The sequence below is a fragment of the Pseudomonas sp. ADAK18 genome, assembly GCF_012935695.1.
Taxonomy (GTDB): Bacteria; Pseudomonadota; Gammaproteobacteria; order Pseudomonadales; family Pseudomonadaceae; genus Aquipseudomonas.
The window spans coordinates 3,334,816-3,357,997 of sequence record NZ_CP052859.1; the positions used below are offsets into that span (position 1 = coordinate 3,334,816).

A 23,182-nucleotide genomic window follows, 5' to 3' on the forward strand; every position below is an offset into this window, starting at 1 on the left:
CGCCCTCAATAGATTGGCGCCGGCAGTACCGGGCGCCTTTGGTTTAATCGGTCTTGCGTCTGCGCTCATCGGCGCAGGTCATGCAGTGCTCGCAGTTCAGCGTCCGGCACAGCCAGGCCTTCACCCGCTGCCAGTACGTGACCATGAAGATGTGGCGGGCACCGGCCAGGGCCAGGAACACAAGAAGCGTCGTGCCCGCCGTGGTTGGCGCAAGGAAGATGTTCTGGTTGCGCGCCATGGCGACAAAACCGCTTATGGCGATAACCGAATAGATCAGCTTCCCAAGGATGCCGTCCCTCACCTTTCCGCTCAGTACGCACCAGGCCGCCCATAGGGCGATCAGGCCGCATGCGATGGAGTTGATCAGTTCAAGATTCATGGTGGGTTGCCTCCTCCGAACCTCTGGCGGATAAGCGCCCACAGGTCAGCGGATTTAATGGCTCGATTGATGGCCGCCAGGAGCGAGCCGCCGAATGCACCCAATAGGAAGCCAATGCCGGCGACGATCTTCGGCTCGGTCACGCCCAGGTAGGTGCTGACCATGCTCGTGAGGTAGATAGAACATGCCACTCCGGTGATCAGGAAGATCACCCAGGCACGCCAATCCGCCAGATCGTCTTTGTGCCACCAACTGGCAATCACCGCCCCAATGAGGCCCGCAATCAGCAATTCGAACCTGTCGATCTTGTCGAGCAGGCGCTGTAGATACTCCATGCGCTCGACTCCGTGGGGCATGTTTGAAATAGGTCAGCCCCGACGGCACTCCCAGCTCAGAGCGATGGGTGTGGTGGGGCCGAAAACGAAAAAGCCCCGACGAATGTCGAGGCTCAAGGAAGTGCAAAAAGCAAAAAACCCAACTCAAGGTCGGGCTTTGCTCGCGGACAAACCGCAAAGTAACGTGAAAACTATAGATCGAGATCGATCCTGTCAAGCATCATTTTGCCTTCGATGTTACTGCATGCCGCTGAGGGTCTTCGGCCATGCGACTTAGTCCACGCATAAAGTTATCGATAGCTCGTAGCTTGTTTCGATAAGTAGCCAATTTAGTCACGACTGTCGTAAACCGCTCTGGCTTTCTCTACGGTGTCTCGATGCATGAACGCCCACGTTGCCAGCGCCGTAACCGGGACCAACACATCACGACCCATATCTGTAAGTTCATAATCTACCCGTGGAGGAATCGTCGGCATCACTGTTCGGAGGACGTATCCGTCTCGCTCCAATCCTCTCAATGTCGTCGTGAGCATCTTTTGGGAAATCGACCCGAGATCACGTTTTAACTCACTGAATCGCTTGCTCCGGCCCGACAACATGTGGATGACGAGAAGTGACCACTTGTCGCCGACTCGAGCAAGCACGTCGCTGACTGATTGGCAGACATCTGCTGGCAACTCAGCGAATGAGGACGCACTTTGACAAGTGGTTACTTTAAGGTGACTTGGATACATAAAAGTGCCTCCTTGCGGCGATTTATGGTCACTTTTAGTATGTCGGTCACCAACAGTAACCACAAGAGCAGCTTATGAACGACGCGAATGGGAAAACGGTGCTTGTTACGGGGGGCAGCGGATATCTTGCCGGCTGGATGATTCAGGCACTATTAAAACAGGGCTACGACGTGCGGGCGAGCATCCGTCGGCCTGAAGCGGGTGATACGTTGCTCAACAAAATTGAGAAAAGCGGCGTTGCGCCTGACAGACTGACCTTCAAGACTATTGATCTTTTGAGTGATGTAGGCTGGGACGATGCCGTTGACGGTTGCGAAGCCATCATGCATGTCGCGTCGCCTATGGGGCAAGGTCAAGGCAAGAAGGTCGACCTAGTTACGCCCGCTCGGGAGGGAACCCTACGCGTATTGCGCGCCGCGCAGCAGCGCTCGGTCAAGCGTGTAGTCATGACGTCTTCAGGATTCGCAGCGCAAGGCGACGATGTCACCAAGCGTCTTGTCGGCGTTGAAGCTGAAGCGGTGTGGGCAGACAGCGCCCGCAAAGACATGAGTAACTATGCACGCTCCAAAGTCCTCGCTGAACGCGCCGCTTGGGATTTTATGAAAGCTGAGGGGCGGAATTTTTCGTTGACGACGATTCTTCCTGGCATGATTTTGGGACCTCTCTTCGGGGATGAAGCAACAGGTTCACTTGAAGTCGTCAAAAGAATGCTCTCCGGTGCGATGCCTGCCATCCCCCGTATCGGTTTTGGCATTGTTGACGTGCGGGATTTGGTTGATCTCCACGTCAAAGCAATGTTGTCCTCTAGCGCTGCCGGTCAGCGATTTCTGGGGATTAGTGATTTTCTCTGGTTATCCGAAATCGCGGCAGCACTCAAAACGGCCCTTGGTAAAGAGGCTGCTAAAGTCCCTACGCGAATGATGCCCGATTTTGTTCTTCGATTAGCGGCCTTGTTTCAAGAGGATGCCAAGTTCATGGTGCCGATGCTTGGGAAGAAGAGCTCCCTTGATTCACGCAAAGCGATTGAGCAGCTTAATTGGCATCCTCGACCGGTCGCCGAAACCGTTATCGATTGTGCGCAGAGTTTAGTTATTTCCCGACATCGTTAGCCTGAAGGCACATGCCAGCAAGAAGAATCACGGCAAAAGCGTGTGCTCCCAAATCATTCAAAATCACCGAATTTGCGGTGATGGGTGAAAGAATGTAATCGTCAAGCAACCTCTCGACGAAGATCGAGAGCGCCATCAATCCAAGCAACACCCGCCTTCCAAAGACCTTGAGTTTTCCCGTAACCGAACCCGAGTCGCTTACCGACAGTCATCAGATCTATGTCGCGCGATTTGTAGTAAGTGATGATCACATTACCTGCTTCTGGATACCTGTTGCGTAGCCGGCCGACCAGTTGGTCCATCATTAGGGCATCGTCATCGGTAATCATCGGCTCCGCGATGGTGTTCTCACGGGATGCGCAGCACGACACGCCAGAGCCCAGCACGACCCAGCGACCCCAATGTTCCAGCAGATCCTCGGCAGTGCGCTCGGTAAAGCTCGTTGTTCTGGCCATGGCTCAACCCCCTGTGAAGTTGGTGCCGCCGGCGCCACGGCGGTTGCTCTGTACGTACAGAGTCTCTGGCCCAATCATGCGCCGGGTCTCGTGTAACAACGCTTCCCCACGCTCGACAACCTGAAGACGAAGGCTCAATTGAGTCATCAGTAGGTCCAACTGAAGTACTACGCCGCCTTCGCAGTGACCAGCAGCACAGCATTCAGTGTGCACTTTATGTTCATCGCCAGATGGTAGAGGTACCTGCCTTGCGTTGATCAGTTTCATGCTGCCTTCCCCCGCGCCAGTTTTTGTTCACATTTTTTGCAGCGATCCCAGTTACCCGGCTCGAACATTGGCATCTTGTCCGTGCTTACCGCCTCAATGCCGCACAGAGATCGCCAGAAATACGCCCTACCCTGGCTGGTGATAGCGGCGAGCTCCTTCTCCTGGTTGAAGTAGTGAGCCTTACCCGCGATTGGGAACATAGGCTTGAGCCATCCCCTCGAAGGCCTGCTTGCGCCGCCGGTAATTTGCGCAACTTGCGTCATGCTGCTGCCCTCTTAAGTTCCTTGGTCTTTGCCCGAAATTCGGCGGTGATTGCCTTCAGCTCTTCAGTGGTGTGCTTGCGTGGTTGGTGGTCGGCCTCCATGGCTTCGACTGCCTCAACCCCGATCCTGGCAATAAGCCCAATGCGGTAACCCTGCGAGACCGTCTCGCCTTTGCGGGCGTACTTCGATGAGCCGGCGTTACAACTCTTGCATTGGAGCCAGATATTGCTCGGCACCAGCCTAAGTTCTGGGCGGGCACCCTTGCCGAGGAAATGACCAGCATCAAACGCCCCACCGGTCTTCCAGCCCTGCGCCGCCAAGATCGACTCCTGCGACTCGCCACAGCTGATGCAGCCGCTACCGATGCTCAGCTCGTAGGTGCGTCGGTAGTCGCGCACGGCCTTCTCGGCATCCTTGAGGTGGTCGGTGCGGGTCTTCAGGGCTTCCTTTCGCTCCTTGATCTTGCGGCGACCTACATCCGCCAGTGCCTTACGCGCCTTCGGCTCATGCCTGGGCGCGTCTATCATGGCGCAGGCCGGGCTGCACACTGCTTGGCCCATCCGCGAAGGTACGAATGAGGCCCTGCACGTGGCAATGCGGCATTTCTTCGGCTTGGCCGGTTTCCGTTCGATGGTCATAGGGCCACCGTTTTGACTTTGCTCTCGATGTCACTGCAGAGCTTGTTGGCGCGCGACTTCAGCGAATCGTATACGCGCTCATTGAACCCGGGGGCTTCTCGATACCATGTCATCAAACGCTCAATTTCTGCGGCTTTCGCTTTCTGCCAAGCGGCATGCGCGGCATCAGCAGTTTCATATCTGCCGAGACGTTTCTTGCGCCCCTGGATGCTGATGCACGATGCATACTTGTTTCGATCAGCCTCCCAACTGGCGCCGATGGGAAGCTCACGCGAAGCTCGCGGCAGAACGAAAAGGTTATTCAGCCGCTGAGGTACGAAGCAGCAAGACTCAGCGGAATAGGCGCGATTTCCAGGGTTCAGCAAATCCTTGTCCAAGGCATACCTTTTCCCCGCAACCTCAATTAGATCGAAGCCGGGCTGATCCACTGCCCAGTCGGCAAATTGCTGGAACGATTCAAATGCGTTGCTTACATCGCTGTAAGACTGATGCGCTCGCCCAACAAAGCTTTTTGGATTGCACCGATCAACCATCGCGTTCCACAAATTACCAAGTCGGGTGTAGCGGCACTCCAGCGTATCTTCCGTGCGGATTGTCCAAGACTTAACCCACTCACCAGCTGCATCGCGGAAGTTGTCGCACCCATGAGTGCTAAATTTATTGATCTTGCCCATGGCTAGTACCTACCTCCCCAATTGTCCTTTTGTGTCCAGCGCACCTGGTGCTCGGCGCCGAAGGCATGCACCCACTCGATCAACTCGCCGCATTGCTTCACGGTGAGCTTGCTTGTGCGCTCGTAGATGACGTCGAAGCCGTTACCGTCCACCGCTGGGATCATCTGCGGTTGATCGCCAGACTCACGCAGCCAGGCGGCCGTCAGCAGGCGCTTCCAGATCAGGACATCCCACTTCTTCCCGGCGTGATCGACCTGGGCGGCGATATCGGACAGGGCCGCGTGCAGGGCCTTGTTCTGCTCCCCGCTGCGGTCTACTTCGGTGATGGCCAGCTTCTTGGGCTTGGCAAGGTCCAGGCCGGCGATGTAGCCCATGGCCTTATTGCGGTCTGATTCGTTGCGGATCTGGAGGCTGGTCATTCGACCCCCCTGCATTCATCTGCCCAAGCCTTGTGAGAAGCCATCTGTGCAGAAATTCGCTTCGCTTTGCGCTTCTGATCGGCAGCGATAACGCGCAAGCAGTTCTTGCAGGTGACATCCGCTTCAACGCTGGTTTGCTTGATTTCGCCCCATTGGTGGCAGTGAGGCGAGCAATCGCACTCTTGAAGCGCACAGCTATGAGAAACGTAGTGAATGGTCTTCATGACTGCTCTCCCTTGCCTATGGCGGCGTCGAAAGCATCCTCAATTTCAAAGTCATGATTTGAATTCATTTGCGCTTCAACCTCTCGCGGGAGAGTTGCTTCCTCTTCACGACTCCAGCATTTTGTCCAATACTGAAAACGCTCCGCATTCTTGCGCAACACCTCATGCTCTGACTTGTACTCGTCGAGATCCTCCTGCATGCCATGGACTTGACCCCAGAGCTCGTTAATTGCCTCGATAAGCTCTTCTTGCGTTACCTCTTCTTCGTCCTGCTCTTCCTTCGAGATGCCTAACAGCTCACCGACCGCAACGATTACGGAGTGATACCTGTTGCACTCAAGATTCGCCTCACGGAACAGCTCGTTATCACTAGCAATGCATGCCTTATGGTCGGCCAAGCTCTGGCGCAGAGACTCGCTCTCGGCCTTGAGCTGGTCACGCTCGGCGAGCAGGTCCGCGCAGTCGCCACGTAGCGATCGGATAGCCCGGCTTGATGCGTTTTCGGTAAGCCGCTCGTTCTCCTCGAGCAACGCTAGTGCCACTTCCTCGACGGTCTTCTCACCGAGGAACTCGTCCAGGGCCTCGGTGGCGCGCTTCCATTCAGAGCAGTCGGCACTCCATGAAGTCGTCTCAGCCTGGAGCAAACCCTTCAGCTTTTCCTTGTCGATATTCATCAGATAGCCTCCTTGCGTCGTACTGCTGCAATAGCCTCGCGGGCTTTGCGCTTGCGTAGATATGTATCGACCCGGTCAGCCTGGGCCTTCTTGAGTCGCTCGCGCTCCTGCCGAGCCTTGGCTGCTGTGACAATCTGACGAACCTCAGCGAGCTTTTCCCGGAGGTGTGGCGATGGCACTACAGTTGAGCCAGTGATCAATCCAGCGATTGCTTGGCCGTCGGCGGTGATTGGCGCGATACGCAGATCAGACAGGTATTGGCTGCCCGCTTCATGGGTGATTAGCTGCATACGTACTGCCGACTCGATGGCCGTCACGCGCCGCGCAGGATCAAACCCGAGCGAGACACTCCAGGTGATCGGTACCGCTTCGGCCCGAGCAGCGGATACCAGGCGCTCATAGGCCCCCATGAAAGCCATACGCGCACCGACTTTATCGCCCAGGCGCAGGATCGGTGTCGCGGCGGTCATCGCCTGTTGGATTTCAGCGGTCATCACCACGGTCTCGATTTCGTCCCCAGCGAGCAGCGCGATCGACCATGCCTCATCCTTTCCCGGGCGACCGTCCTTGAGCTGAACACGAGACAGGATGTCAGCCATTGCAAGTCGCCCTTTGACCTCGTTCCGGCAGGCCTTCAGTGCGCTGCGGACGATGGCTGTCGGATACACAGACAAATCTTCCGCCATCAGCACAGCAGTACCTGGGCTCATCTCCTGGCCCATCGCTTCAGCTGTTGCGCAGATTGCAGCTGCAAGGCCTGCGACTTGGGCGTCATTCATTTCAGAGGTACTCATTGCGCTCTCCCGACTGACGACGATCCAAAACCATCTGGGCGGCCTGCTCCGCTGCCGACAAGTTGGCTTCAGTGCGTTCCATCTGACGAGCAGTGGTCGAATTCATCTGGCGATTTGTGACCCACTGGGTGTGGTAGCTCTCGGCGTTGACCAGCAGCTCGTTGAGGCTGTGGCACTTGCGGACAACTCCGGCGTCGTTGTTTTTCAGGAAGTGGACGGCAACATGGTGGGCGACATCAGCGCCGAGGCGGTCCACAAGCAGGGCCATCTGCTTGCCAACCTTTGCGTTCCATACTGGCCAGGTGCTGTAGCGCTTGCGGTAGGCCATGGCATAGTTCGCCCAGACCTTGAAGGTTTTGCAGGCATGGTCCTTGGGGCCTGGCATATCGGCAGGTATCTCGACCCGTGGCTGCTGGAGGGTGAATGGCACGACCTGACCCGCCACGACCTTGGCGTCAGCCTGGGGCGTAATTGGTTCCATGACTGGTTCCATGACTGGTTCAAGAGAGTTACTGATTCTGGGTGCAACTGCTGCACTACCCCCTGGTGCAGGAGATTCACTAGGGGGTGAACCTGCTGCACTACCCGGGTGAATCTCTTTCACTACCCCTGGTGCAGGAGGTGCACCACCTTCAAGAGTCAAAAAGTAGACGTTGGACGAGTTACCCTTTGGGCCGCCCTTTCGAATTTCCTTGCGCAACAGTCCAGCCTCACACAAGGCGGTGATGTGGTTCATGACAGAACGCTTGCTGATCTCGCACTGATCGGCGACGTGCTGGTACGAGGGCCAGCACTCCCCAATATCGCTGGCGTTGTCTGCCAGCTTGATCAGTACAAGCTTGCGCAACGGATTGCCGACGCGAAGCTTCATCGCGGCGACCATAAGGCCCATGCTCACGCGGCACCTCGCAGAGCCTTGTCGTGGGTAAACAAGCCGTCCCAGGTCTTCTTCATAGGCAGCTCATTGGCCAGGTACAGGTCGTACAGGCGTGCAGCGCCCTTCTTCAGAAGAGCAGGCGTGTAGGAGATGAAAGGGTCTTTGCCGTGAGGGGTGACTTCGTGCTGATGCTCGGTCATGTACTTGTCGCGGGCATAGGAACCAACACGGTGACGTAGGCCGGACTTGCTCTCGTTGTAGAGCCAGCTTCGGGCTTCGAGGTACTTGCCCACCTGCATGACGTTGACCCCATTGAGGCCCTTGCAGAATTGGGTATGAGTCATGCCTTCCTTGAACAGGTTTTCCAAGGAATGGATCTTGGTGGCCTGCTGCTCGACCTGGGCGGTAAGCATCAAACGGGCCTTTTCAGATTCCATTGCGATCTGCAGGATTTGAATGGTGGAGAGCTCAGGCGTCTCCAGCGCATTGATCTTGGCGACGACATTGCGGCGAACCGCTTTCGACTCTCGCATAGAGACCAGCAGGCACTGATCCTTGGTGAGCATCAGGCCTTCGGACGCCGGACCACGCTGATTCCTTACTACGAAAGTTTCGTAGTATTCGCCTTCAAGCTCATCACGGCACCGAGCAGTGAAATCATTGCGGCGAACTTCACTTTCGCCGAACTCAAGGCGTGCCGAGTTGACCAGCTCAAGCAGATCAAAGCTGCTCATCTTTTCCCGCGCCACGTTTTGCGATTGCGAAAAACGTGGCGCGAGATTGTCGGAGGTATTGACGAGATTCGTTTGTGTATTCATTATTGCCTCGCTGAAGTAGCAATGAGCCAGGCCACGAACCTGGCTTTTTTGTGCCTGCGATTTATGCGCGGGCTTTGTGCAACTCAATTACCGCACCGATAGCCTCAAGGCTCGCCGACATGTACTTGGCGTGCAGGGCGCGGATCTTCTTTGCTTCGTTCGCGTCGATCTCGCCGTCTTCCAGGGCAGAAGCCACCATCCGGTCGAGTTCGCCACGCTGTGCCGATGCAGCCAGCGAACGCTGGTACAGATCGACGTTGTCCAACTCCCCTGCTTCCGGGATCTTCACGAACACACCGCCGTACATGGCGCAGATGTAGTCCGGCAGATGCTCAGTCTTCGTTTCGCTTTCCAGCACGAATATCTCGGCATCGCTCAAGGGCTTGCACCCGGCGGTTTCGTAGATCTGGTTTTCCAGACGCTTGTCCTTGATGCCAAGGCGAGCAGCTGCGCAATCCATCCCACCAGGGAAAGCGTTGGACACGGCTGCCATTACTTGGCGACGGGTCTCTAGTACGGGCGTTTTCATGTCCTAGTTTTTCCTTGGGTCGGTTGCGTTCAAAATGGCTTCAATGGATCGGCGGGTAGGAATGTCAGGCGGCGCCGCGTAGAACTTTGTGTGCTAGGTCGAGAAGGTCAGGGCGCAAACCTGCGATGGTGATCTCCCCACCTGATGCGTCCTGAAGACGGTCTGCCAGGTCAGCTGAAGCCTTTCGGTGCCCGCCTGCCAGCTGCCATAGGTGCCCTACCGTCGTCTTAGCAGCGGCAGCCACTGACTGGCGCCGTTCGTTTGAAGCGCTGGCGAGCCAGTCACGCAGATGGTCATTCATGGGATCTCTCCTTAAACATGGGAGAAATTTAGCTTATGGCTAATATCGTAGCAAGGAATATTTAGCTTTGAGCACATTTAGCATTGAGCTAAACGCTGGCATTCTTGCCCGCATGGATATTTATGCGATTCGTAAACAGCAACTGATCAGCCTCATAGGCAGCCAGAGAAAAGGCGCGTGCGCCGAACGCTGGGGAATGGCGCCTGCACACCTGAGTCAGATTTTGTCGGACAAGACTGCGAAGAATTTGGGAGATGACGTAGCGCGGAGAATCGAGTCGATCGAGGGGCTGCCTAGAGGTTGGTTTGACTCTATATCGCAAGGTGAGTCGATGGACCCAAGCGACGAGCCGACGTCGGGCGCTCACTTTGGCGAGGCATCCGTACAGACCGCAGCGGACCAGATAAAGCAGATGCTTTCAAAGGTCAAAGGGTTAACGAGCACCGCTCGTGACCGGATCATTGCGGCTGCTGATGAGACGAGCAACGTCATAACCGTCGACTTCTCTCGCCCCGGCCAAGTTGGCGATGAGGTGTGGATCGCGCACTACGATGTGCGCGCAGCGATGGGCGGCGGCCAGATCCCCCACGAATACCCGGAAATGCTCCAGGACATTAGGGTCAGCCCCAAGCACCTACGTGACCTGGGCGTCACCTTCAAAGAGCACTTCCACCTCAAAATGATCACCGGCTGGGGTCAGTCGATGGCCCCGACGATCAAAGACCGCGACCCGCTGCTCGTAGATATTACGATCCGGGAGTTCACGGGCGACGGTATCTACCTCTTCTCCCATGACGAAATGCTGTACGTGAAGCGCTTGCAGAAGAAAGGCAAGGATCGCTTCAAGATGATCTCGGACAACAAGCATCACGACCCAGAGGACATCCGAGTGGAAGACACCCACATCCTGGCTCGGGTGCTTTACGTGTGGAACGGACAACCGGTGTAGCCCATGTCTCTCACCAAACCCAACCAGCAATTACGTCGCGATCTCAAAGATATCGCCTTCAACCTTGAGCAGTCCTGTATCGACCTGGTCAAGCTCGCGGAAAAGCTCAGTGATGCTGATGCCATAGCTTTGATGGGGCTGGTGGGTACGCTCTATGAGGAGGCTGACAGGTTGGTGGTTTGTGCGGATGAGGTGAAGGCCGGCCGAATAAAGCGAGCTGCGGAATAGCACGGATGACTCAATGGCGAAATCAGAGCTTCTGGAGCAGGGTATGGACCTATGCTCTGCTGGCGCTCATGGCAGTGGTTGACGTCTTTACGGGCGGGGGCTGGCTGGGCGGGTCAGTCGATCGCAAGCGAGTATTCAGTCCTGGGTTTATAGCGCTCTGCGTTCTGGTCGCGGTGTTTGAGTTGATGATGCTGAGTCACTTCTATGAGGCGCGCGGATGAGGTGAAGGCGGGAAGGATTGTGCGGGGGAAGGCTGGATAGGCGCGATTTTGTGGCGGTCGAGCACTTTCTGGCTCAGAAATTTGAATATTTAGGGATTAATTATGGCTGATGCTGAAGTCTTTTCTGCCAACGATGTTGCCACAGAGGCAAAGGACACTCCACGGGAGTCGATTGCTGCATTCCTCGACCACATTGGCAATCGAAAGTGTGAAGCTTGCGGGGTTAATGAGTGGACATTTGATCAGGGCACGCTTCTTCAATTCTTGAACGTCGGAAACATTGATAAGGGAATGGCTGTTCTATGCTTACTCTGCAACAATTGCGGAAACACTAGAACATTCTCCTGGGGCAGGATCCGGCACTTCATTAACCATGAGTATAAAAAAAATGTCTCTAGTTGATGGACACCCAAGCTGGTCCTCAACAAGTGTCGAGAGTGACAAGCCCAGGAAAGACCGCAATACTAAGGATGGAGAGCCACCTGGAGATGACCCGATGGAAGCCCGCGTAGTCGCACTTGAAAAAGCATCCCAAGATATTCGGGAGAAGCTCGTGCGCGTGGAGTTTCGCCTCGATGCCATTGAATCCAACATGGCAACCAAGGCAGACCTTGCCTTACTGGCCTCGAAGGATGACCTTACGGGCTATGTAAGGGCTAGCGGCAAGGACGTTCAGGACCTGGCTGTCAGCTTTCAAAAATCGATCACTGACGTCCAAAAAACGATCAATGAGCAAACTTGGAAATTTATAGGTCTTGCCGGGGTGCTGGCAGGGCTAGCCTTCACTGCTGCTAAGTTCATCCACTAGCAGTAGCCTCGTAACTAAGCCCGGCCCAGCGCCGGGCTTCTTGTTTCTGCCCTTCCCTACCCGGTCCTGCGCATTGGATTTAGCACATGAGTAGCCTTGAGGTCGTATCGAATCTCAGCTATGAGCCTGCTTATCTCTCGATTGCCATTGAGCTTGGCAGTAGAGATACCCGTCACCAATAACTCCACTTTTCCGGAGATTGGTTCAAAAATCTGAGCCTGCAGCGATCCGCCAGGATCAACCCGACACTCGCAGGAAAGGGGAAGGAATGCTGCTTCGATAATGTGACGCAACTCGAGCGTGGATAACATAAAAACTCCATTCGAGCAGGAGTCAGCCAAGGGGCTCTTGCTTGGTATAGGCAATGAGCCCAGGAACATAACGCCTGGACATCGCACCCCGAGCCACTTGGCGGGATGGCGGTATTTCCACTCTACGCCTTGAGCGATACCCCGTTAGACCGTTTCGGTATTGCTTGCTTCCACCTCGTCCCCGTGACGCAATCGTAGAGCCCCAATAGTCGCTCTGCGCGGGCTTCTTGTTTCTGCCCTTCGTCGTGCCACCATTGAGCTGGCAATCCGCATAATTGCACACTGGCTTCGCTGAGGGATCAGCACCCCAGGTGTTACAGAGAGCCCGCCTAGCGCGGGCTTTTTTTTCGCCCGTCAGAAAGGAGCCACCTCTTCTTCCGGTTCAAATTCAACCTCTCCCCTTCCCGCCTTCTCTAGCTCCTGCTGCTCCCACCTAACCGTCACGCTACCGTCGTCATTGAGCGTCAGCTCGAGCTCATCTGTATCAGCGATCACGCCCAGCACCTCTTCCCACTCCCGATCTCCATCCGTATCCAGGCGATGGATCGTGACCCAGCGCTGCGCCTGCGCCACGGGGTGATTGATCATCGATGAGACTCGCAGCGCAAGGCGCTCCATGCCACTTACCTCTTGCCGTACTGCTTCATTCGCCGTCTTCGCCACGATTAATCCCTCCTCATAATACTGTATATCCATACATATTAAGAAAAATCATAGCTCACTGCTAAGCGCCGCGTAAAGCGCTTATAGAGCTCCTCCGTTGGAACGTCGACGCCTAAGGACTCACGAATAATTTCGCCCTTCGCTAAATATTTAGCTTGGAGCTATTGACGATATTTTAGCTTGAGGCTAAATTAACTCCATCGCAGCGCTACAGGGACTGCGAAGGGCCTCACAAGACCCACCGCTCTTTAACAGCACGGGAACCTCGCAGATCGATCCCCAGTAATGGGCATAGCGCGAGCAACAAATTCGATCTCCATGCCAGCTCTGGAACTGGCCGTGCCTTCCATATGAAGGTGCGCGAAACCACGCAAGCCGATCTGCGAAGAACACCGAACACGAAATGTGTGACGCAGGTTAGCGATATGAATCCGGCGATGCGCGTGGTGGAGATGAAACACCCACAGATTTCTGATGCCGCTTCTATGAGGCGGCATTGGAAATCAGCCCGGAGACAGCAGCATGCAAATCAATCAGCAGAAAACGGTGCAGGTCGACGTGACTGAGCTGCACCTCTATATCAAGGTTCGCGACGGGTTTGCCGCGAGCCTGAAAGATGCCCAGGGCGAAGAAGTTGGAAGCTATGAAGGCTACGTGCCCGACTTCTTCCCCGGACAGCACTACGGCGACTACCTGATCCTGAACATCGACCTGGAGACAGGCCAGATCAAGAACTGGCAGAAGCCGGCCGCCGCCGACATCGAAAAGATGATCGAAGCGGAAGAGGAAGACTGAACAACCAGCGCCACGTCAGCACTGACGTTAACTGCCCGATCCTCTCTATGAGAGCGCATCGGGTAAGCCTCTGCGCAATGTCCTCTGTATGCCCGAGCAAACATAACCGGTGTGGCAGCCGGAAGCCGCAACCGGGCGACAAGAGAAAGCGATCAGAGGCTTACCCGATGCGGACGAAATCGCGGCCTATAACCGCCCACCTGCATCAAGTCCCGTAGGGCCCAGTAGCAGAGGGACTCAAAACCCTGGGCCACGACCAGCAAAGGCTGGTGCCGGAGACGTAACCGGCAACCCTTCCCCGCCTCTACCCGTCAGCACTCCTCCCCCGCGCCCATCGGCAACCAGCGGGAGGCATGAGCGCTGAACGAATACAGGTGAACCAATGAATGGAGAGAATCATGCCTATTGATGATGGCGGATCAGCCTTCCCGGCTACCGAAGCGAACTACCACAACGAAAACATGCGCGGCGAAGGCATGAGCCTGCGCGACTACTTCGCGGCTAAGGCTGTTTCCGGGCTTATTGCAGGATCAATGGCTGATGGCAGCACTTGGGAGGATGGGGCTGCCGAACTAGTGGCTGAAGCTGCATACAGAGCCGCCGACGCCATGCTCGCCGCCCGTTCCGCCTAACCCCAAACACTGGAGGTCGCCATGGCCGAAGAGCTTGTAGCTCACGTTTGCAGGATCTGCGGCAGTGCCTGGCCCAAGCGGAAAAAGGCAAAGCTGCACGTCAACCTCAAACACCGCGACCGCGTCTACGCCCAGCACGGGCCAGGGCAGCACGTCGATTACCTGTGGCTGGACCTGGAACACTGGAGGCGCCCATGAACGCAGCATTGAAGATATGCCAGGAGCGCTACGACGCTCAGTTGCCTCCAGAGGTCAGCGAGAGCGACGAGGTGACGGACTGGCTGGAGCATTCGGCGGAGCGCCTGGTGTGCGGCGTCGACATCAAGTGGAAGCGGCGCTACGGCCCGCCGCAGATCGTGACATTCGACCGGTTCTGCACTGTCCTGCAAGGCCACCTGAATCAGCGCCAGATCGACGGTCTTGACCAGCGTGATTCGTTTGCCCGCCTCCTGCTGTCGGCAATGCTCGGCAGCCAGAGCGATGCCCGGGCCCACGCCGCGGACTTGCTGGGCCAGCAACGGCCTATTGAAGCGGTCGAGAAGATCGCCGTAGCGCTGCTGAGGCCGTATGCCGAAGACGCTGTAGCGGCGGAACGCGAAGAGCGCGAAGACGATGTGGATGCCGAACTATGAGCCCGCACATCCTGATCGATGAGGCACTTGAATGCCTTGAGCACCCTGCCAGCGAGCCGGGCGCTCAGGTGGTCGTGCAACGAATGATCACGAACATGCTCACCGGCGACGCAATCACCGTCGAAGAATTCAACCACTACTGCCAGCGCCTCCTGAAAGTCACCAGGCAGCGCAAGGAGGCGGCATGACCACGCCAATCGTGAAATCGCTGGCTGATGAGCAGCTCGACGATATCGAGCGCCGCATCGCCATCCTCGGCTTCGGCCTTCCCTTCAACGAACTGATCGGTCGCAAGCGTGAAGATCTTGTGCGGGACCTTCCGCAGCGTCTGGCGCCGACCATGAAGGGTGGGCGAATTGCGGTGAGGGTTCGGCTGTGACCACCCGCCAGCGCACCCGGCGCGCGCTGATCTGGCGCGGCTCCTTCCCTGTCCTCGCCATCTTCACCTTCTTGATGTTGCTCAGCTCCCTCGCTGATCGAATCACTCAATAACCAACACCTTCAATCGCTGCGAGCATCGCGGCAGGGAGTCACCGTGTCCGCAGTAATTAAACACGCCGAGCACATGCCGGCGATCTCCGAGGATGCGCTTGTCGAGGTACTGAGCGGGAGCTTGTACCCAGGCGCCGCGCATAACTCTGTTGTGATGGTGCTGGCGTACTGCAAGGCAGCGCAACTTGATCCGATGCTTAAGCCGGTGCACATCGTCCCGATTTACCAGAAGGGCCGCGGCATGGTCGATGTGGTGATGCCTGGTATTGGCCTGTACCGCATTCAGGCAGCGCGCACTGGGCAATACGCCGGGATCAGCGATCCCGAATACGGGCCGTCTATCACTGCGAAGCTGGCCGGTGTCGACGTAACTTATCCGGAGTGGTGCCGGGTCACCGTCAAGCGCCAAATGTCGAACGGACTTGTTGCCGAGTTCACTGCCAACGAGCGTTGGCTCGAAAACTACGCGACTGCGAGCAAGGACAGCGCTGCTCCCAACTCTATGTGGAAGCGCCGGGCATTTGCACAGCTTGCCAAATGCGCCGAAGCGCAGGCCTTGCGCAAAGCATTCCCTGAAGTCGGGTCCGCCCCTACGGCTGACGAGATGGAAGGAAAGTCGTTCGAGGAGGTCGTCAAAGATGTCTCACCGGCTCGGCAGCCCCCACCGGAAACGGACGCCAAGACTGCTTATCCCGACGAACTGCTGGCTGAAAATATCGAAAAGTGGCAGCCGCTGATCGACGCCGGCCGCACGAGCCCCAAGCACATCATTGCCAACGTCATCAGCAAGTACTCGTTGCGCGATGACCAGGTCGAAACCATAAAAAACCTCAAAGCCCTCGATGGAGATGCAGCATGAAAATTCACAACGTAGCTCAAGGCTCCGCCGAGTGGCTTGCCCTTCGCGCCAAGTTCCGCACCGCCTCCGAAGCCCCAGCGATGATGGGCGCGTCGAAGTACCAGACCCGCACCGATCTGCTGGCGGCCAAAAAGACCGGCATCACGCCGGACGTCACGCCCTCTCAGCAGTTTATCTTCGACAAAGGCCACACCACTGAAGCCCTGGCCCGCCCACTGACTGAAGCGTTGATCGGCGAAGAGTTGTATCCGATCGTTGCGACCGAGGGCAATCTGCTGGCCTCCATGGACGGCGCCACGATGCTCGGCGAGACACTGTTCGAGCACAAACTGTGGAATGAGTCGGTCGTGGCCCAGGTGAAAGCCGGAGACCTGGCTCCGCATTACTACTGGCAGCTTGAGCAGCAACTGCTGGTGAGCGGTGCCGAGCGAGTGATCTTTGTTTGCTCGGATGGCACGCCGGAAAACTTCGTGCACATGGAATACCGGCCGGTGGCCGGGCGCGCTGCCCAGTTGATCGAGGGCTGGAAACAGTTCGAGGCAGACCTGGCCAACTTCGAGATGGCTGACGCTCCTTCAATCGTCGTCGGCAAGGCACCTGATGAGCTGCCGGCGCTGCGCATCGAACTGACCGGCATGGTCACCGCCAGCAACCTGAAGGTGTTTGAAGATTCGGCCCTGGCCGTCATCGACTCGGTGAAAACCACGCTCTCCACCGACCAGGACTTCGCCGACGCCAAGAAAGCGGTCAAGTGGTGCGGTGATGTTGAAGAGGCTGTCGCCGTCGCCAAGAAGCAGGCCCTGTCGCAGACCCAAAGCATCGACGAACTCTTTTCGTCGCTGGATCGCATCAGCGCCCATGCCCGCGAGACTCGCCTGAAAGTCGACAAGCTGGTGAAAGCTCAAGAGCTTCTGGTGAAGACCACAATCAAGCAAAAGGCCGAGCTCGCCTTGGCGGATCATATCGCCGCAATCAACAAGACCCTTGGCAAAGTCACGCTGCCCCATGTCGTTTCGGACTTCGCAGGCGCCATGAAGAACAAGCGCACCATCGCCAGCCTTCAGGACGCAGTAGATACCGAGCTGGCCCGGGCGAAGATCGATGCAAGTCAGGCCGCCGACGGCATCCGCTTGAATCTGACCAGTCTGGCGGAGCTCGCCGTTGATTACGCCTTCCTGTTCAGCGATGTGCAGCAGTTGGTGACCAAAGCCAATGATGACCTGGTGACGCTGATCAAATTCCGAATCTCCGAACACCAGAAGGCTGAGCAGGAAAAGGCCGACGCGAAGCGCATTGCTGAAGAACAGGAAGCCCAGCGCCTGGCGGCCATCAAGCCAGAGCCGGTCGTGGAGAAGGTGGCGACACCAGAGCCAGTGCGCGCCACACCCGTCGCCCAAGCCACAAAGCCAGTAACGAGCCATATGGTCGAGCAGGTATCGCTCCAGGCCAACGTGACGGACTTCGACGCCCTGGTGAAAGCGGTGGCTTATGGTCAAGCGCCGATCACGCTGCTGCTGGTCAACTGGGAGGCGCTCGACGCAATGGTCTTGGCGCAGGGTTCAGCCTTCAGCATGGCCGGGGTGACACTGGCAAAGGCGGCTGCATGAGATGGGACGCCCTCAAGGCTGCTGAGCCGGAGGTAGCAGCCGCCCTACCCAAGTACCTGGACGCGGGCATCCTCGCCGCGTCCAAGGCACTCGGCAGGTCCACTCGCGCACTTAACCGGATCGCAGCAGAGCACGGTATCGAGTTCGCGACGTGCACCGCCAAGACGATGGAATCACGGCGGCGGGCCAGGGCCTCATTGGTCTCTCAGGTCAAAGCGCTGGCCGAGTCACGCACCCATCAGGCAGAGATCTGCGCTGCCTTGGGCATTACTCGGGCGGCACTGCGCGAGATCGCCGAGATCAATCACATCAACATCGACAATCGCTCAAGAGGTGCCCGGAATGCATCCGACACTTGAAGTACACAATCAGGAACAGGCGAATCTGGAGGCGGCTAAGGCTGCCTTCTTCGCTTCTGGCGGAACGGCCAAGTTCATCCGTCCAGGTGTCGGAAAGGACACCCCAGGGATATCGCACGAGCCGAAGCAGCCATACGGCTACGCCCGGATAACTCCGAAAACGAAGCGCGGCCGGATCATTACACCCGATGACGAAGTGGTGATCTGCGCCCAACTCATGGAGTGCAAGAAAGCCGGCATGAGCCGGTACAAGGCCAGCAAGCACGTCGGAATCAGCGAGACGCTTTGTCGGCGCCTGATCGCTAAGCACTCGCTCGACTTCCCGAAGGCTGGCTGATGCGTCGTGTATCAAGACCCCAGCAACGAAAACGACAAACCTGGATCGCACTGCCGGCCAGCGGAATAGAAGAGGTAGGCCATGGCCGAGGAACTGCAGGAGCCGACAGTGGAGGCGCTGAAGCAGCGTCGAAAACGCGAGAAGGCTGCCGAGAAGAACGCTGCATTGGGCGTCGAGAAGTTTACGGTTGAGGTGGCCGGCGTCTTCAAGAAAGACCTCAAGCGCCTGATGAAGCAGCACGGCTTCAACAACCAGCAGGAGGTGCACCAGACCCTGCTGCGCAACGTGATCGCCGCCGACTTCGAAACGGCGGCGCTGATGCTCAAGTGTGTCACGACACCTTTTGTTGTTACCGAAAAGGTGTCGCAACTCATTCGGGCGGCAGGCCTGAAGTCGCTCGCCGACGATCCGCCTGAGCCCGACGACGAAATCGAAAGACCCGCATAACCCACCCTACTCGCTGCATCCGGTAACGGAGGGCGGCGCCTAGTCGCGGAATTTTTGCCTGAGCATCCACTCCAGTTCGGAAACCGTTTCGGCATAAAGATCTTTCGCAGAATCCGTTATCACTCTGCAACTTCTGGAGAAATTTCCGTAATTTTCGACGCCTGGGGCATTGGCATACAACATGATGATGCGCATCGTGTTGTCCATGTATTTGTCGGTAAACACATTCGCCGGCCCGCTGAAGACTTTTTCTTCTTTCGGAGTGAAAAATACAACCGCTGTACTCCATGCGCGATTGTACGTCTGCAAAGCACTCAACCATTTTTGCTTAGCAGTTTCTTCCGCGACATCCAGCTCCTCACTTGGAACGCCATTGGTGTGCATCAAGTGAGCACACCGTCGCTCAACGCAAAATAGGAAACCCCGCAAAGTGTGAAGATCGGTCGCGGCGTCTTTCAAATCCTTAAGAGACTTAAACCTCTCGGCGTGCCGAAACTGGGCTTTCCATGCATTGAGCGTAAAGATGGCCACCACAGCAGCAATAGCAGTAGCCAGGAAACTTGAACCCTCCAGGGCATCCTTAATTTTTGAGTAGTCGCCAAAAACCGGTTGCCAAACTACCCCGGCCATAAAAAGACCCGCTCCCACAACCGCTAATGTAACTGCATCGCTTCGGTTCATTTGATTTGCTCCCCCCCCCTATTCTTACGTAAACACAAATACCGCACTTAAACGAATCACGCCAGCCGGCGAGGCAGGCGCGCACCCGGAGTACGTCCATGGGAATCCCCGCCAACGCCGTGAAAGAAGACGAGCTTTACCACTACGCCTCTCTTGAGCCGGGTGCCGCTGATGAGCTTGTACGCCGGATCGCCTCCGGTGACATCGATCCGAACGCCGGGCTTGAGGATCTGCGCGAAGACATCCGTATGCTCGAAAGTCAGGCGGACGACTCCGACGAGGAATTGGATCGGTTGCGAGACAGCGCTGAAGAGGCCTGCACCTACATCAAGCGCGCAATGAATCACGACGAGGATGAGGAGCTGCCGGTGAGCAAGCTTCTTCAAAAAGCCCTCGACTGCCTGGAGTAGAGCCATGACAACCTTTGCAGTGTTTGGAATGAGTGAAAACTGGGCTCGCGAAGAGGCCAAAGAGCACACCCCGACCTTCAAGCATGAAAATGGAAAAAGGATTGAGCTGACCGTCTCCGAGTGGGAGGTAGAGGTGGAATCTCAGATCAAGAAAATCATGGATGGCAAGAAGTGCGTCCGGCTGTCGCCAATGTTCGATGCCCCCCCAGTATGCGCAGCAATTCATGGATATGGCGCGAAAGAGCATCATCTGCCGCGATCTAAAAATCAGGACAAAGGCTGTCTTGGTCGACGCCAAGAGCAAGCCGATTCTAAATGCCAAAACCGGCGTACCAAAAGTTGGGTTTGCTGACTGGGAGCCCGAAAAGTCACACGCCGCCTGACCATCTTTCGCCTATTGCGACAAGCCACGCCCGCCCTTCTCAAAAAATCACGCATACCCGCGAGGCCCACCCATGTCTGTAAAACAGAGTCACCCTCAATTCATCCATGGCCAATCGAGCATGGGCTTGCCGTTTCAGAAAGAGCTGGTGGTGGACCTGTTCGCCGGTGGCGGCGGCGCAAGCACCGGCATTGCCCGGGCTTACCGTGAACCGGACGTAGCCGTGAACCACAACCCAATCGCTCTGGCTGTACATCGCGCCAACCACCCGAAGACGGCCCACTACGTCGCCGACGTGTTCGAGGTAGACCCGGTTCTGGCCACCGGCGGGCAGCCTGTCGGCATCCTCTGGGCTTCGCCGGACTGCCGCCACCACAGCAAGGCCAAGGGCGGCGCGCCGCGCGACCGTGGAGTACGAGGCCTGGCCTGGGTCGTTGTTCGTTGGGCGCACGCCACCCGGCCACGCCTGATGTTCCTGGAGAACGTCGAAGAGTTTTGCGACTGGGGCCCAATCGACGAGAACGGCCAGCCGATCAAAGCCGATCGCGGACGCACCTTCAAATCATTCATTGCAGCGCTCAGTACCGGGTTGCCTGCGGATCACCCGGACATGCCGGAGATCCTCCAATCCATCGGAGAGTTCGTACCGGTGGAAAGCCTGGTGCGAGGCCTGGGCTACAACGTGGAATGGCGAGAACGCATCGCAGCCAACGCCGGGGCACCAACCATCCGCAAGCGTCTGTACCTGGTGGCCCGTAGCGACGGCCTGCCGATCGTTTGGCCTGAGCCAGTGCGACACAAGAAGCCGACAGCGAAACAGCAGCCTTGGCGCACCGCAGCGGAGTGCATCGACTGGAGCAATCTGGGCAAGACGATCTTCCGAGACAAGCCAATGGCACTGAATACACGCCGCCGGGTGGCCAAGGGCATGTGGCGCCACGTCATCACCAGCCAGAAGCCATTCATTGTGCCGATGCGAGGAACGTCAGAAGCGCACACCAGCACACACGGCATGGATGAATCGGTTTCTACCATCAGCGCCGGCGGCACCCATCACGCCCTCGTGCAGCCTGTGGCGGGGCCGTTCCTCACCGAATGCGCCAACGGGTCATCGCAGCGCAACTTCGATGTTCAAGAAGCGCTCCGGACGCAAGTCGCCCAGGTCAAAGGCGGGCACTTCGCGATGGTGGCAGCACACTTGACCCACCTCACCCATCACGGGGAGCGCAGCGGGTACTCGCTGGATGAGTCGACCCGCACGGTGACTGGCGCCAACCGTGGCGAACAGGCGGTTGTCTGCGCCCATATGACGGCCTTCGGGCAGAACGCTGCAGGTAGCTCACCAGCAGAACCTACCCAGACAGTCCTGGCCGGTGCCGCACGACACGGTGTCGTCGCCGCATTCTTTGAGCAGGCCAACGGCGGGTTCTACAAAGGCGATGGCCGATCAGCCTATGACCCCATCTCGACTATTTGCCAATCAGGCTCCAATCAGCGACTGGTGAACGCCTACCTCGTGAAGTACTACGGCAACGAGAAGGACGGCATATCGCTGGCCGAGCCAATGCACACCCTGCCGACGAAAGATCGAGTAGCTCTGATCGAGGTGGTACAGGTGCCGGACACGCTGACACCTGAGCAAATGGAAGGGGCCCGCCGCTGCGCTGCCTTCATGCATGAGCATCTACCGGAACACTTCAAAGAGCCGGCTGAGATGATCATGATCGGCGGTTACGTACTGGTGGACATCACTCTGCGCATGCTGCAACCACCAGAGTTGAAAGCTGCCCAGGGCTTCGACAAGGACTACATCATTGATCGCGGTCTATTCGTTGATCCAGTCACCGGCGCAGAGCAGTGGCTGCCAATCAACAAAACGAATCAGGTCAGGCTCATAGGTAACAGTGTCTGCCCGGACGAAGCCGAGGCTCTGGTCAGGGCCAACGCCGCCGACATCATCAAGCTTTACCAGCGCCTCGCGGCTTAGTCCGGATTACCTATTTGGTTTAGCGCCCGGCAATCAGCTTGGCTCCAACTTCCCGACCAGCCATCTGCGCCAGCCCACGGTCTACAAAGGTGCGATCACCGGCAACCACCGGCACCACCACTTCACCGTCACGCTTTACCTCGACGTTGATACGCCAGGTCTCCCGGCCCTCATCGTCCTTGTCGCACTCCATGTAATTCCAGACCTGAAAACCCTCTATCTCATCGTAAATATCGTGCTTGGTCATGGTCCAGCCCATTTATAGGAAGGGGCCATCGTAGCACCACACTCCGGGCATGGCCCGGCAAGGACTCCCCGTGCGTACTAAAGACAACCAAGATCCGCAATCCACCCGCCTCGGCACGATGGTTCATACGATCGCCAACGAGCTGGTCAACCATTACGGCAAGAAGCTTGATCGCGAAGTGATCGATGAAATCACGCGCAACCTTACTTGCGAGATGTGTCAGGGACCTACCGCATGGGCGTTCAGCGGTAAAAGTCAGCCAGGTGAGCCAGTCGTAACACTGCAGGCCAGTAGAGCTAACCGTGTGTACGTGGCCGGGCCAATGACTGGCATCGAGGACTTCAACTACCCGGCCTTCAACGCCGTGGCCGACCAACTGCGCGCCCAGGGATACGAAGTAGAGAACCCAGCAGACCACGGCATCGTCGAGGGTGCGCAGTGGGCCGACTACATGGCCTACGACCTGACCCGCCTGGGCCTCTGCGGTGTGATCGCCCTGCTTCCGGACTGGGAGAAATCGCAAGGTGCCCGCCTGGAAGTCCTGATCGCCGAACGCCTCGGCATGACGGTTGTGAATGCCCATGATCTGGTAACGAGGGAAAATGCCGCAGTACCAACATTTTCCAAGCTGATGTAAAAAGTACA

Annotated in this window: 37 protein-coding genes; 19 read left to right on the plus strand and 18 right to left on the minus strand. The window is 57.1% G+C overall.

What is annotated here, in order from left to right:
* Window positions 1–43 precede the first annotated feature (43 nt).
* The 3 genes from HKK55_RS14825 to HKK55_RS14835 form a co-directional block, all read right to left on the minus strand.
* Entirely contained in the window at window positions 44–379 is a 336-nt protein-coding gene (locus HKK55_RS14825) for a hypothetical protein (RefSeq protein ID WP_169355373.1), read from the minus strand.
* Window positions 376–714 carry an MFS transporter gene (locus HKK55_RS14830; protein ID WP_169355374.1) on the minus strand — a complete coding sequence of 113 codons (339 nt, stop codon included), beginning with the start codon at window positions 712–714 and terminating at the stop codon, window positions 376–378. The genes HKK55_RS14825 and HKK55_RS14830 overlap by 4 nt, the downstream gene beginning before the upstream one ends.
* A gap of 329 nt (window positions 715–1,043) precedes the next feature.
* On the minus strand, window positions 1,044–1,448 hold the full coding sequence (locus HKK55_RS14835) for a helix-turn-helix domain-containing protein (protein ID WP_169355375.1): 405 nt from the start codon (window positions 1,446–1,448) through the stop codon (window positions 1,044–1,046).
* A 74-nt stretch (window positions 1,449–1,522) separates the two neighbouring features.
* Here HKK55_RS14835 and HKK55_RS14840 point away from each other — a divergent pair, with 74 nt between their 5' ends.
* Window positions 1,523–2,557: an NAD-dependent epimerase/dehydratase family protein gene (locus HKK55_RS14840; protein WP_169355376.1), complete on the plus strand. Its 1,035-nt coding sequence runs from the start codon at window positions 1,523–1,525 to the stop codon at window positions 2,555–2,557.
* A gap of 101 nt (window positions 2,558–2,658) precedes the next feature.
* Here HKK55_RS14840 and HKK55_RS14845 read toward each other — a convergent pair whose 3' ends face one another.
* From HKK55_RS14845 to HKK55_RS14895, 11 genes are all read right to left on the minus strand, one after another.
* On the minus strand, window positions 2,659–3,012 hold the full coding sequence (locus tag HKK55_RS14845; RefSeq protein WP_169355377.1) for an antiterminator Q family protein: 354 nt from the start codon (window positions 3,010–3,012) through the stop codon (window positions 2,659–2,661).
* A gap of 263 nt (window positions 3,013–3,275) precedes the next feature.
* Complete coding sequence (locus HKK55_RS14850) at window positions 3,276–3,542, minus strand: hypothetical protein (protein ID WP_169355378.1); 267 nt, start codon at window positions 3,540–3,542, stop codon at window positions 3,276–3,278.
* Window positions 3,539–4,180 carry a recombination protein NinG gene (locus HKK55_RS14855; RefSeq protein ID WP_169355379.1) on the minus strand — a complete coding sequence of 214 codons (642 nt, stop codon included), beginning with the start codon at window positions 4,178–4,180 and terminating at the stop codon, window positions 3,539–3,541. The genes HKK55_RS14850 and HKK55_RS14855 overlap by 4 nt, the downstream gene beginning before the upstream one ends.
* On the minus strand, window positions 4,177–4,854 hold the full coding sequence (locus HKK55_RS14860; protein WP_169355380.1) for a hypothetical protein: 678 nt from the start codon (window positions 4,852–4,854) through the stop codon (window positions 4,177–4,179). Before HKK55_RS14860 ends, HKK55_RS14855 begins: the two co-directional genes overlap by 4 nt.
* Before the next feature lie 2 nt (window positions 4,855–4,856).
* Window positions 4,857–5,273 carry a recombination protein NinB gene (locus tag HKK55_RS14865; protein ID WP_169355381.1) on the minus strand — a complete coding sequence of 139 codons (417 nt, stop codon included), beginning with the start codon at window positions 5,271–5,273 and terminating at the stop codon, window positions 4,857–4,859.
* The gene (locus tag HKK55_RS14870) at window positions 5,270–5,497 is read right to left on the minus strand and encodes a hypothetical protein (protein ID WP_169355382.1); all 228 of its coding nucleotides are present in this window, start codon (window positions 5,495–5,497) and stop codon (window positions 5,270–5,272) included. The genes HKK55_RS14865 and HKK55_RS14870 overlap by 4 nt, the downstream gene beginning before the upstream one ends.
* Window positions 5,494–6,171: a hypothetical protein gene (locus tag HKK55_RS14875; protein WP_169355383.1), complete on the minus strand. Its 678-nt coding sequence runs from the start codon at window positions 6,169–6,171 to the stop codon at window positions 5,494–5,496. The genes HKK55_RS14870 and HKK55_RS14875 overlap by 4 nt, the downstream gene beginning before the upstream one ends.
* Complete coding sequence (locus HKK55_RS14880; protein ID WP_169355384.1) at window positions 6,171–6,965, minus strand: hypothetical protein; 795 nt, start codon at window positions 6,963–6,965, stop codon at window positions 6,171–6,173. The genes HKK55_RS14875 and HKK55_RS14880 overlap by 1 nt, the downstream gene beginning before the upstream one ends.
* On the minus strand, window positions 6,952–7,863 hold the full coding sequence (locus tag HKK55_RS14885) for a helix-turn-helix domain-containing protein (protein WP_169355385.1): 912 nt from the start codon (window positions 7,861–7,863) through the stop codon (window positions 6,952–6,954). The genes HKK55_RS14880 and HKK55_RS14885 overlap by 14 nt, the downstream gene beginning before the upstream one ends.
* Window positions 7,860–8,660 carry a phage antirepressor protein gene (locus HKK55_RS14890; protein ID WP_169355386.1) on the minus strand — a complete coding sequence of 267 codons (801 nt, stop codon included), beginning with the start codon at window positions 8,658–8,660 and terminating at the stop codon, window positions 7,860–7,862. The genes HKK55_RS14885 and HKK55_RS14890 overlap by 4 nt, the downstream gene beginning before the upstream one ends.
* Before the next feature lie 61 nt (window positions 8,661–8,721).
* Window positions 8,722–9,189, minus strand: a complete 468-nt coding sequence (locus HKK55_RS14895) for a YmfL family putative regulatory protein (protein ID WP_169355387.1) — start codon at window positions 9,187–9,189, stop codon at window positions 8,722–8,724.
* 413 nt (window positions 9,190–9,602) lie between these two features.
* On the opposite strand from HKK55_RS14895, the gene HKK55_RS14900 reads away from it, so the two are divergent.
* From HKK55_RS14900 to HKK55_RS14910, 3 genes are all read left to right on the plus strand, one after another.
* On the plus strand, window positions 9,603–10,439 hold the full coding sequence (locus HKK55_RS14900) for a S24 family peptidase (RefSeq protein ID WP_169357871.1): 837 nt from the start codon (window positions 9,603–9,605) through the stop codon (window positions 10,437–10,439).
* A 3-nt stretch (window positions 10,440–10,442) separates the two neighbouring features.
* Window positions 10,443–10,667 carry a hypothetical protein gene (locus HKK55_RS14905; RefSeq protein WP_169355388.1) on the plus strand — a complete coding sequence of 75 codons (225 nt, stop codon included), beginning with the start codon at window positions 10,443–10,445 and terminating at the stop codon, window positions 10,665–10,667.
* 717 nt (window positions 10,668–11,384) lie between these two features.
* Window positions 11,385–11,696 carry a hypothetical protein gene (locus HKK55_RS14910; RefSeq protein ID WP_169355389.1) on the plus strand — a complete coding sequence of 104 codons (312 nt, stop codon included), beginning with the start codon at window positions 11,385–11,387 and terminating at the stop codon, window positions 11,694–11,696.
* Between the two features lie 56 nt (window positions 11,697–11,752).
* Here the strand turns inward: HKK55_RS14910 and HKK55_RS14915 are convergent, their stop codons facing one another.
* Entirely contained in the window at window positions 11,753–12,076 is a 324-nt protein-coding gene (locus HKK55_RS14915) for a DUF1652 domain-containing protein (protein WP_336604597.1), read from the minus strand.
* A 285-nt stretch (window positions 12,077–12,361) separates the two neighbouring features.
* Window positions 12,362–12,625, minus strand: a complete 264-nt coding sequence (locus HKK55_RS14920) for a DUF1654 domain-containing protein (protein ID WP_178128847.1) — start codon at window positions 12,623–12,625, stop codon at window positions 12,362–12,364.
* A 567-nt stretch (window positions 12,626–13,192) separates the two neighbouring features.
* Here HKK55_RS14920 and HKK55_RS14925 point away from each other — a divergent pair.
* The 11 genes from HKK55_RS14925 to HKK55_RS14975 all read left to right on the plus strand — a co-directional run bounded on the left by HKK55_RS14925 (window position 13,193) and on the right by HKK55_RS14975 (window position 18,830).
* A complete protein-coding gene (locus HKK55_RS14925; protein ID WP_169355392.1) occupies window positions 13,193–13,465 on the plus strand; it encodes a hypothetical protein in 273 nt (90 codons plus the stop codon).
* Window positions 13,466–13,863: 398 nt separating this feature from the next.
* A complete protein-coding gene (locus tag HKK55_RS14930) occupies window positions 13,864–14,097 on the plus strand; it encodes a hypothetical protein (protein ID WP_202020908.1) in 234 nt (77 codons plus the stop codon).
* Window positions 14,098–14,118: 21 nt separating this feature from the next.
* Entirely contained in the window at window positions 14,119–14,295 is a 177-nt protein-coding gene (locus HKK55_RS14935; protein ID WP_169355393.1) for a hypothetical protein, read from the plus strand.
* Window positions 14,292–14,729, plus strand: a complete 438-nt coding sequence (locus HKK55_RS14940) for a hypothetical protein (protein WP_169355394.1) — start codon at window positions 14,292–14,294, stop codon at window positions 14,727–14,729. The genes HKK55_RS14935 and HKK55_RS14940 overlap by 4 nt, the downstream gene beginning before the upstream one ends.
* Complete coding sequence (locus HKK55_RS14945; RefSeq protein WP_169355395.1) at window positions 14,726–14,917, plus strand: hypothetical protein; 192 nt, start codon at window positions 14,726–14,728, stop codon at window positions 14,915–14,917. The genes HKK55_RS14940 and HKK55_RS14945 overlap by 4 nt, the downstream gene beginning before the upstream one ends.
* Window positions 14,914–15,108, plus strand: a complete 195-nt coding sequence (locus HKK55_RS14950) for a hypothetical protein (protein WP_169355396.1) — start codon at window positions 14,914–14,916, stop codon at window positions 15,106–15,108. Before HKK55_RS14945 ends, HKK55_RS14950 begins: the two co-directional genes overlap by 4 nt.
* A 168-nt stretch (window positions 15,109–15,276) precedes the next feature.
* Window positions 15,277–16,080 (plus strand): phage recombination protein Bet, encoded by an 804-nt coding sequence (gene bet, locus HKK55_RS14955; protein ID WP_169357873.1) that lies wholly within the window; start codon window positions 15,277–15,279, stop codon window positions 16,078–16,080.
* Window positions 16,077–17,687 (plus strand): YqaJ viral recombinase family protein, encoded by a 1,611-nt coding sequence (locus HKK55_RS14960; RefSeq protein WP_169355397.1) that lies wholly within the window; start codon window positions 16,077–16,079, stop codon window positions 17,685–17,687. Before bet ends, HKK55_RS14960 begins: the two co-directional genes overlap by 4 nt.
* The gene (locus HKK55_RS14965; protein ID WP_169355398.1) at window positions 17,684–18,046 is read left to right on the plus strand and encodes a hypothetical protein; all 363 of its coding nucleotides are present in this window, start codon (window positions 17,684–17,686) and stop codon (window positions 18,044–18,046) included. Before HKK55_RS14960 ends, HKK55_RS14965 begins: the two co-directional genes overlap by 4 nt.
* Window positions 18,030–18,383, plus strand: a complete 354-nt coding sequence (locus HKK55_RS14970) for a hypothetical protein (RefSeq protein WP_169355399.1) — start codon at window positions 18,030–18,032, stop codon at window positions 18,381–18,383. The genes HKK55_RS14965 and HKK55_RS14970 overlap by 17 nt, the downstream gene beginning before the upstream one ends.
* 81 nt (window positions 18,384–18,464) lie before the next feature.
* Window positions 18,465–18,830: a hypothetical protein gene (locus tag HKK55_RS14975; protein ID WP_169355400.1), complete on the plus strand. Its 366-nt coding sequence runs from the start codon at window positions 18,465–18,467 to the stop codon at window positions 18,828–18,830.
* A 39-nt stretch (window positions 18,831–18,869) separates the two neighbouring features.
* On the opposite strand, the gene HKK55_RS14980 is transcribed toward HKK55_RS14975, so the two are convergent.
* On the minus strand, window positions 18,870–19,511 hold the full coding sequence (locus HKK55_RS14980) for a hypothetical protein (protein ID WP_169355401.1): 642 nt from the start codon (window positions 19,509–19,511) through the stop codon (window positions 18,870–18,872).
* Between the two features lie 98 nt (window positions 19,512–19,609).
* Here HKK55_RS14980 and HKK55_RS14985 point away from each other — a divergent pair, with 98 nt between their 5' ends.
* From HKK55_RS14985 to HKK55_RS14995, 3 genes are all read left to right on the plus strand, one after another.
* A complete protein-coding gene (locus HKK55_RS14985; protein WP_178128848.1) occupies window positions 19,610–19,921 on the plus strand; it encodes a hypothetical protein in 312 nt (103 codons plus the stop codon).
* Window positions 19,922–19,925: 4 nt separating this feature from the next.
* Window positions 19,926–20,273, plus strand: coding sequence for a hypothetical protein (locus tag HKK55_RS14990; protein WP_169355402.1), 348 nt, complete (start codon window positions 19,926–19,928; stop codon window positions 20,271–20,273).
* A 103-nt stretch (window positions 20,274–20,376) separates the two neighbouring features.
* Window positions 20,377–22,290 (plus strand): DNA cytosine methyltransferase, encoded by a 1,914-nt coding sequence (locus HKK55_RS14995; protein WP_178128849.1) that lies wholly within the window; start codon window positions 20,377–20,379, stop codon window positions 22,288–22,290.
* A gap of 19 nt (window positions 22,291–22,309) precedes the next feature.
* Here the strand turns inward: HKK55_RS14995 and HKK55_RS15000 are convergent, their stop codons facing one another.
* Window positions 22,310–22,537: a hypothetical protein gene (locus HKK55_RS15000; RefSeq protein ID WP_169355403.1), complete on the minus strand. Its 228-nt coding sequence runs from the start codon at window positions 22,535–22,537 to the stop codon at window positions 22,310–22,312.
* Between the two features lie 70 nt (window positions 22,538–22,607).
* Here HKK55_RS15000 and HKK55_RS15005 point away from each other — a divergent pair, with 70 nt between their 5' ends.
* Complete coding sequence (locus tag HKK55_RS15005; protein ID WP_237151257.1) at window positions 22,608–23,174, plus strand: DUF4406 domain-containing protein; 567 nt, start codon at window positions 22,608–22,610, stop codon at window positions 23,172–23,174.
* Window positions 23,175–23,182 lie beyond the last annotated feature (8 nt).

Coding starts and splice junctions, on each gene's coding strand:
- HKK55_RS14915 (WP_336604597.1), bottom strand. CDS start 12,076: ATGTTCCTGGGCTCATTGCCTATACCAAGCAAGAGCCCCTTGGCTGAC.
- HKK55_RS14940 (WP_169355394.1), top strand. CDS start 14,292: ATGAACGCAGCATTGAAGATATGCCAGGAGCGCTACGACGCTCAGTTG.
- HKK55_RS15000 (WP_169355403.1), bottom strand. CDS start 22,537: ATGACCAAGCACGATATTTACGATGAGATAGAGGGTTTTCAGGTCTGG.
- HKK55_RS14950 (WP_169355396.1), top strand. CDS start 14,914: ATGACCACGCCAATCGTGAAATCGCTGGCTGATGAGCAGCTCGACGAT.
- HKK55_RS14980 (WP_169355401.1), bottom strand. CDS start 19,511: ATGAACCGAAGCGATGCAGTTACATTAGCGGTTGTGGGAGCGGGTCTT.
- HKK55_RS14880 (WP_169355384.1), bottom strand. CDS start 6,965: ATGAGTACCTCTGAAATGAATGACGCCCAAGTCGCAGGCCTTGCAGCT.
- HKK55_RS14845 (WP_169355377.1), bottom strand. CDS start 3,012: ATGGCCAGAACAACGAGCTTTACCGAGCGCACTGCCGAGGATCTGCTG.
- HKK55_RS14985 (WP_178128848.1), top strand. CDS start 19,610: ATGGGAATCCCCGCCAACGCCGTGAAAGAAGACGAGCTTTACCACTAC.
- HKK55_RS14855 (WP_169355379.1), bottom strand. CDS start 4,180: ATGACCATCGAACGGAAACCGGCCAAGCCGAAGAAATGCCGCATTGCC.
- HKK55_RS14890 (WP_169355386.1), bottom strand. CDS start 8,660: ATGAATACACAAACGAATCTCGTCAATACCTCCGACAATCTCGCGCCA.
- HKK55_RS14895 (WP_169355387.1), bottom strand. CDS start 9,189: ATGAAAACGCCCGTACTAGAGACCCGTCGCCAAGTAATGGCAGCCGTG.
- HKK55_RS14945 (WP_169355395.1), top strand. CDS start 14,726: ATGAGCCCGCACATCCTGATCGATGAGGCACTTGAATGCCTTGAGCAC.
- HKK55_RS14830 (WP_169355374.1), bottom strand. CDS start 714: ATGGAGTATCTACAGCGCCTGCTCGACAAGATCGACAGGTTCGAATTG.
- HKK55_RS14965 (WP_169355398.1), top strand. CDS start 17,684: ATGAGATGGGACGCCCTCAAGGCTGCTGAGCCGGAGGTAGCAGCCGCC.
- HKK55_RS14925 (WP_169355392.1), top strand. CDS start 13,193: ATGCAAATCAATCAGCAGAAAACGGTGCAGGTCGACGTGACTGAGCTG.
- HKK55_RS14870 (WP_169355382.1), bottom strand. CDS start 5,497: ATGAAGACCATTCACTACGTTTCTCATAGCTGTGCGCTTCAAGAGTGC.
- HKK55_RS14935 (WP_169355393.1), top strand. CDS start 14,119: ATGGCCGAAGAGCTTGTAGCTCACGTTTGCAGGATCTGCGGCAGTGCC.
- HKK55_RS14970 (WP_169355399.1), top strand. CDS start 18,030: ATGCATCCGACACTTGAAGTACACAATCAGGAACAGGCGAATCTGGAG.
- HKK55_RS14910 (WP_169355389.1), top strand. CDS start 11,385: ATGGAAGCCCGCGTAGTCGCACTTGAAAAAGCATCCCAAGATATTCGG.
- HKK55_RS14990 (WP_169355402.1), top strand. CDS start 19,926: ATGACAACCTTTGCAGTGTTTGGAATGAGTGAAAACTGGGCTCGCGAA.
- HKK55_RS14840 (WP_169355376.1), top strand. CDS start 1,523: ATGAACGACGCGAATGGGAAAACGGTGCTTGTTACGGGGGGCAGCGGA.
- HKK55_RS14875 (WP_169355383.1), bottom strand. CDS start 6,171: ATGAATATCGACAAGGAAAAGCTGAAGGGTTTGCTCCAGGCTGAGACG.
- HKK55_RS14860 (WP_169355380.1), bottom strand. CDS start 4,854: ATGGGCAAGATCAATAAATTTAGCACTCATGGGTGCGACAACTTCCGC.
- HKK55_RS14920 (WP_178128847.1), bottom strand. CDS start 12,625: ATGGAGCGCCTTGCGCTGCGAGTCTCATCGATGATCAATCACCCCGTG.
- HKK55_RS14930 (WP_202020908.1), top strand. CDS start 13,864: ATGCCTATTGATGATGGCGGATCAGCCTTCCCGGCTACCGAAGCGAAC.
- HKK55_RS14905 (WP_169355388.1), top strand. CDS start 10,443: ATGTCTCTCACCAAACCCAACCAGCAATTACGTCGCGATCTCAAAGAT.
- HKK55_RS14975 (WP_169355400.1), top strand. CDS start 18,465: ATGGCCGAGGAACTGCAGGAGCCGACAGTGGAGGCGCTGAAGCAGCGT.
- HKK55_RS14960 (WP_169355397.1), top strand. CDS start 16,077: ATGAAAATTCACAACGTAGCTCAAGGCTCCGCCGAGTGGCTTGCCCTT.
- HKK55_RS14865 (WP_169355381.1), bottom strand. CDS start 5,273: ATGACCAGCCTCCAGATCCGCAACGAATCAGACCGCAATAAGGCCATG.
- HKK55_RS14850 (WP_169355378.1), bottom strand. CDS start 3,542: ATGACGCAAGTTGCGCAAATTACCGGCGGCGCAAGCAGGCCTTCGAGG.
- HKK55_RS14995 (WP_178128849.1), top strand. CDS start 20,377: ATGTCTGTAAAACAGAGTCACCCTCAATTCATCCATGGCCAATCGAGC.
- HKK55_RS14835 (WP_169355375.1), bottom strand. CDS start 1,448: ATGTATCCAAGTCACCTTAAAGTAACCACTTGTCAAAGTGCGTCCTCA.
- HKK55_RS14825 (WP_169355373.1), bottom strand. CDS start 379: ATGAATCTTGAACTGATCAACTCCATCGCATGCGGCCTGATCGCCCTA.
- HKK55_RS14900 (WP_169357871.1), top strand. CDS start 9,603: ATGGATATTTATGCGATTCGTAAACAGCAACTGATCAGCCTCATAGGC.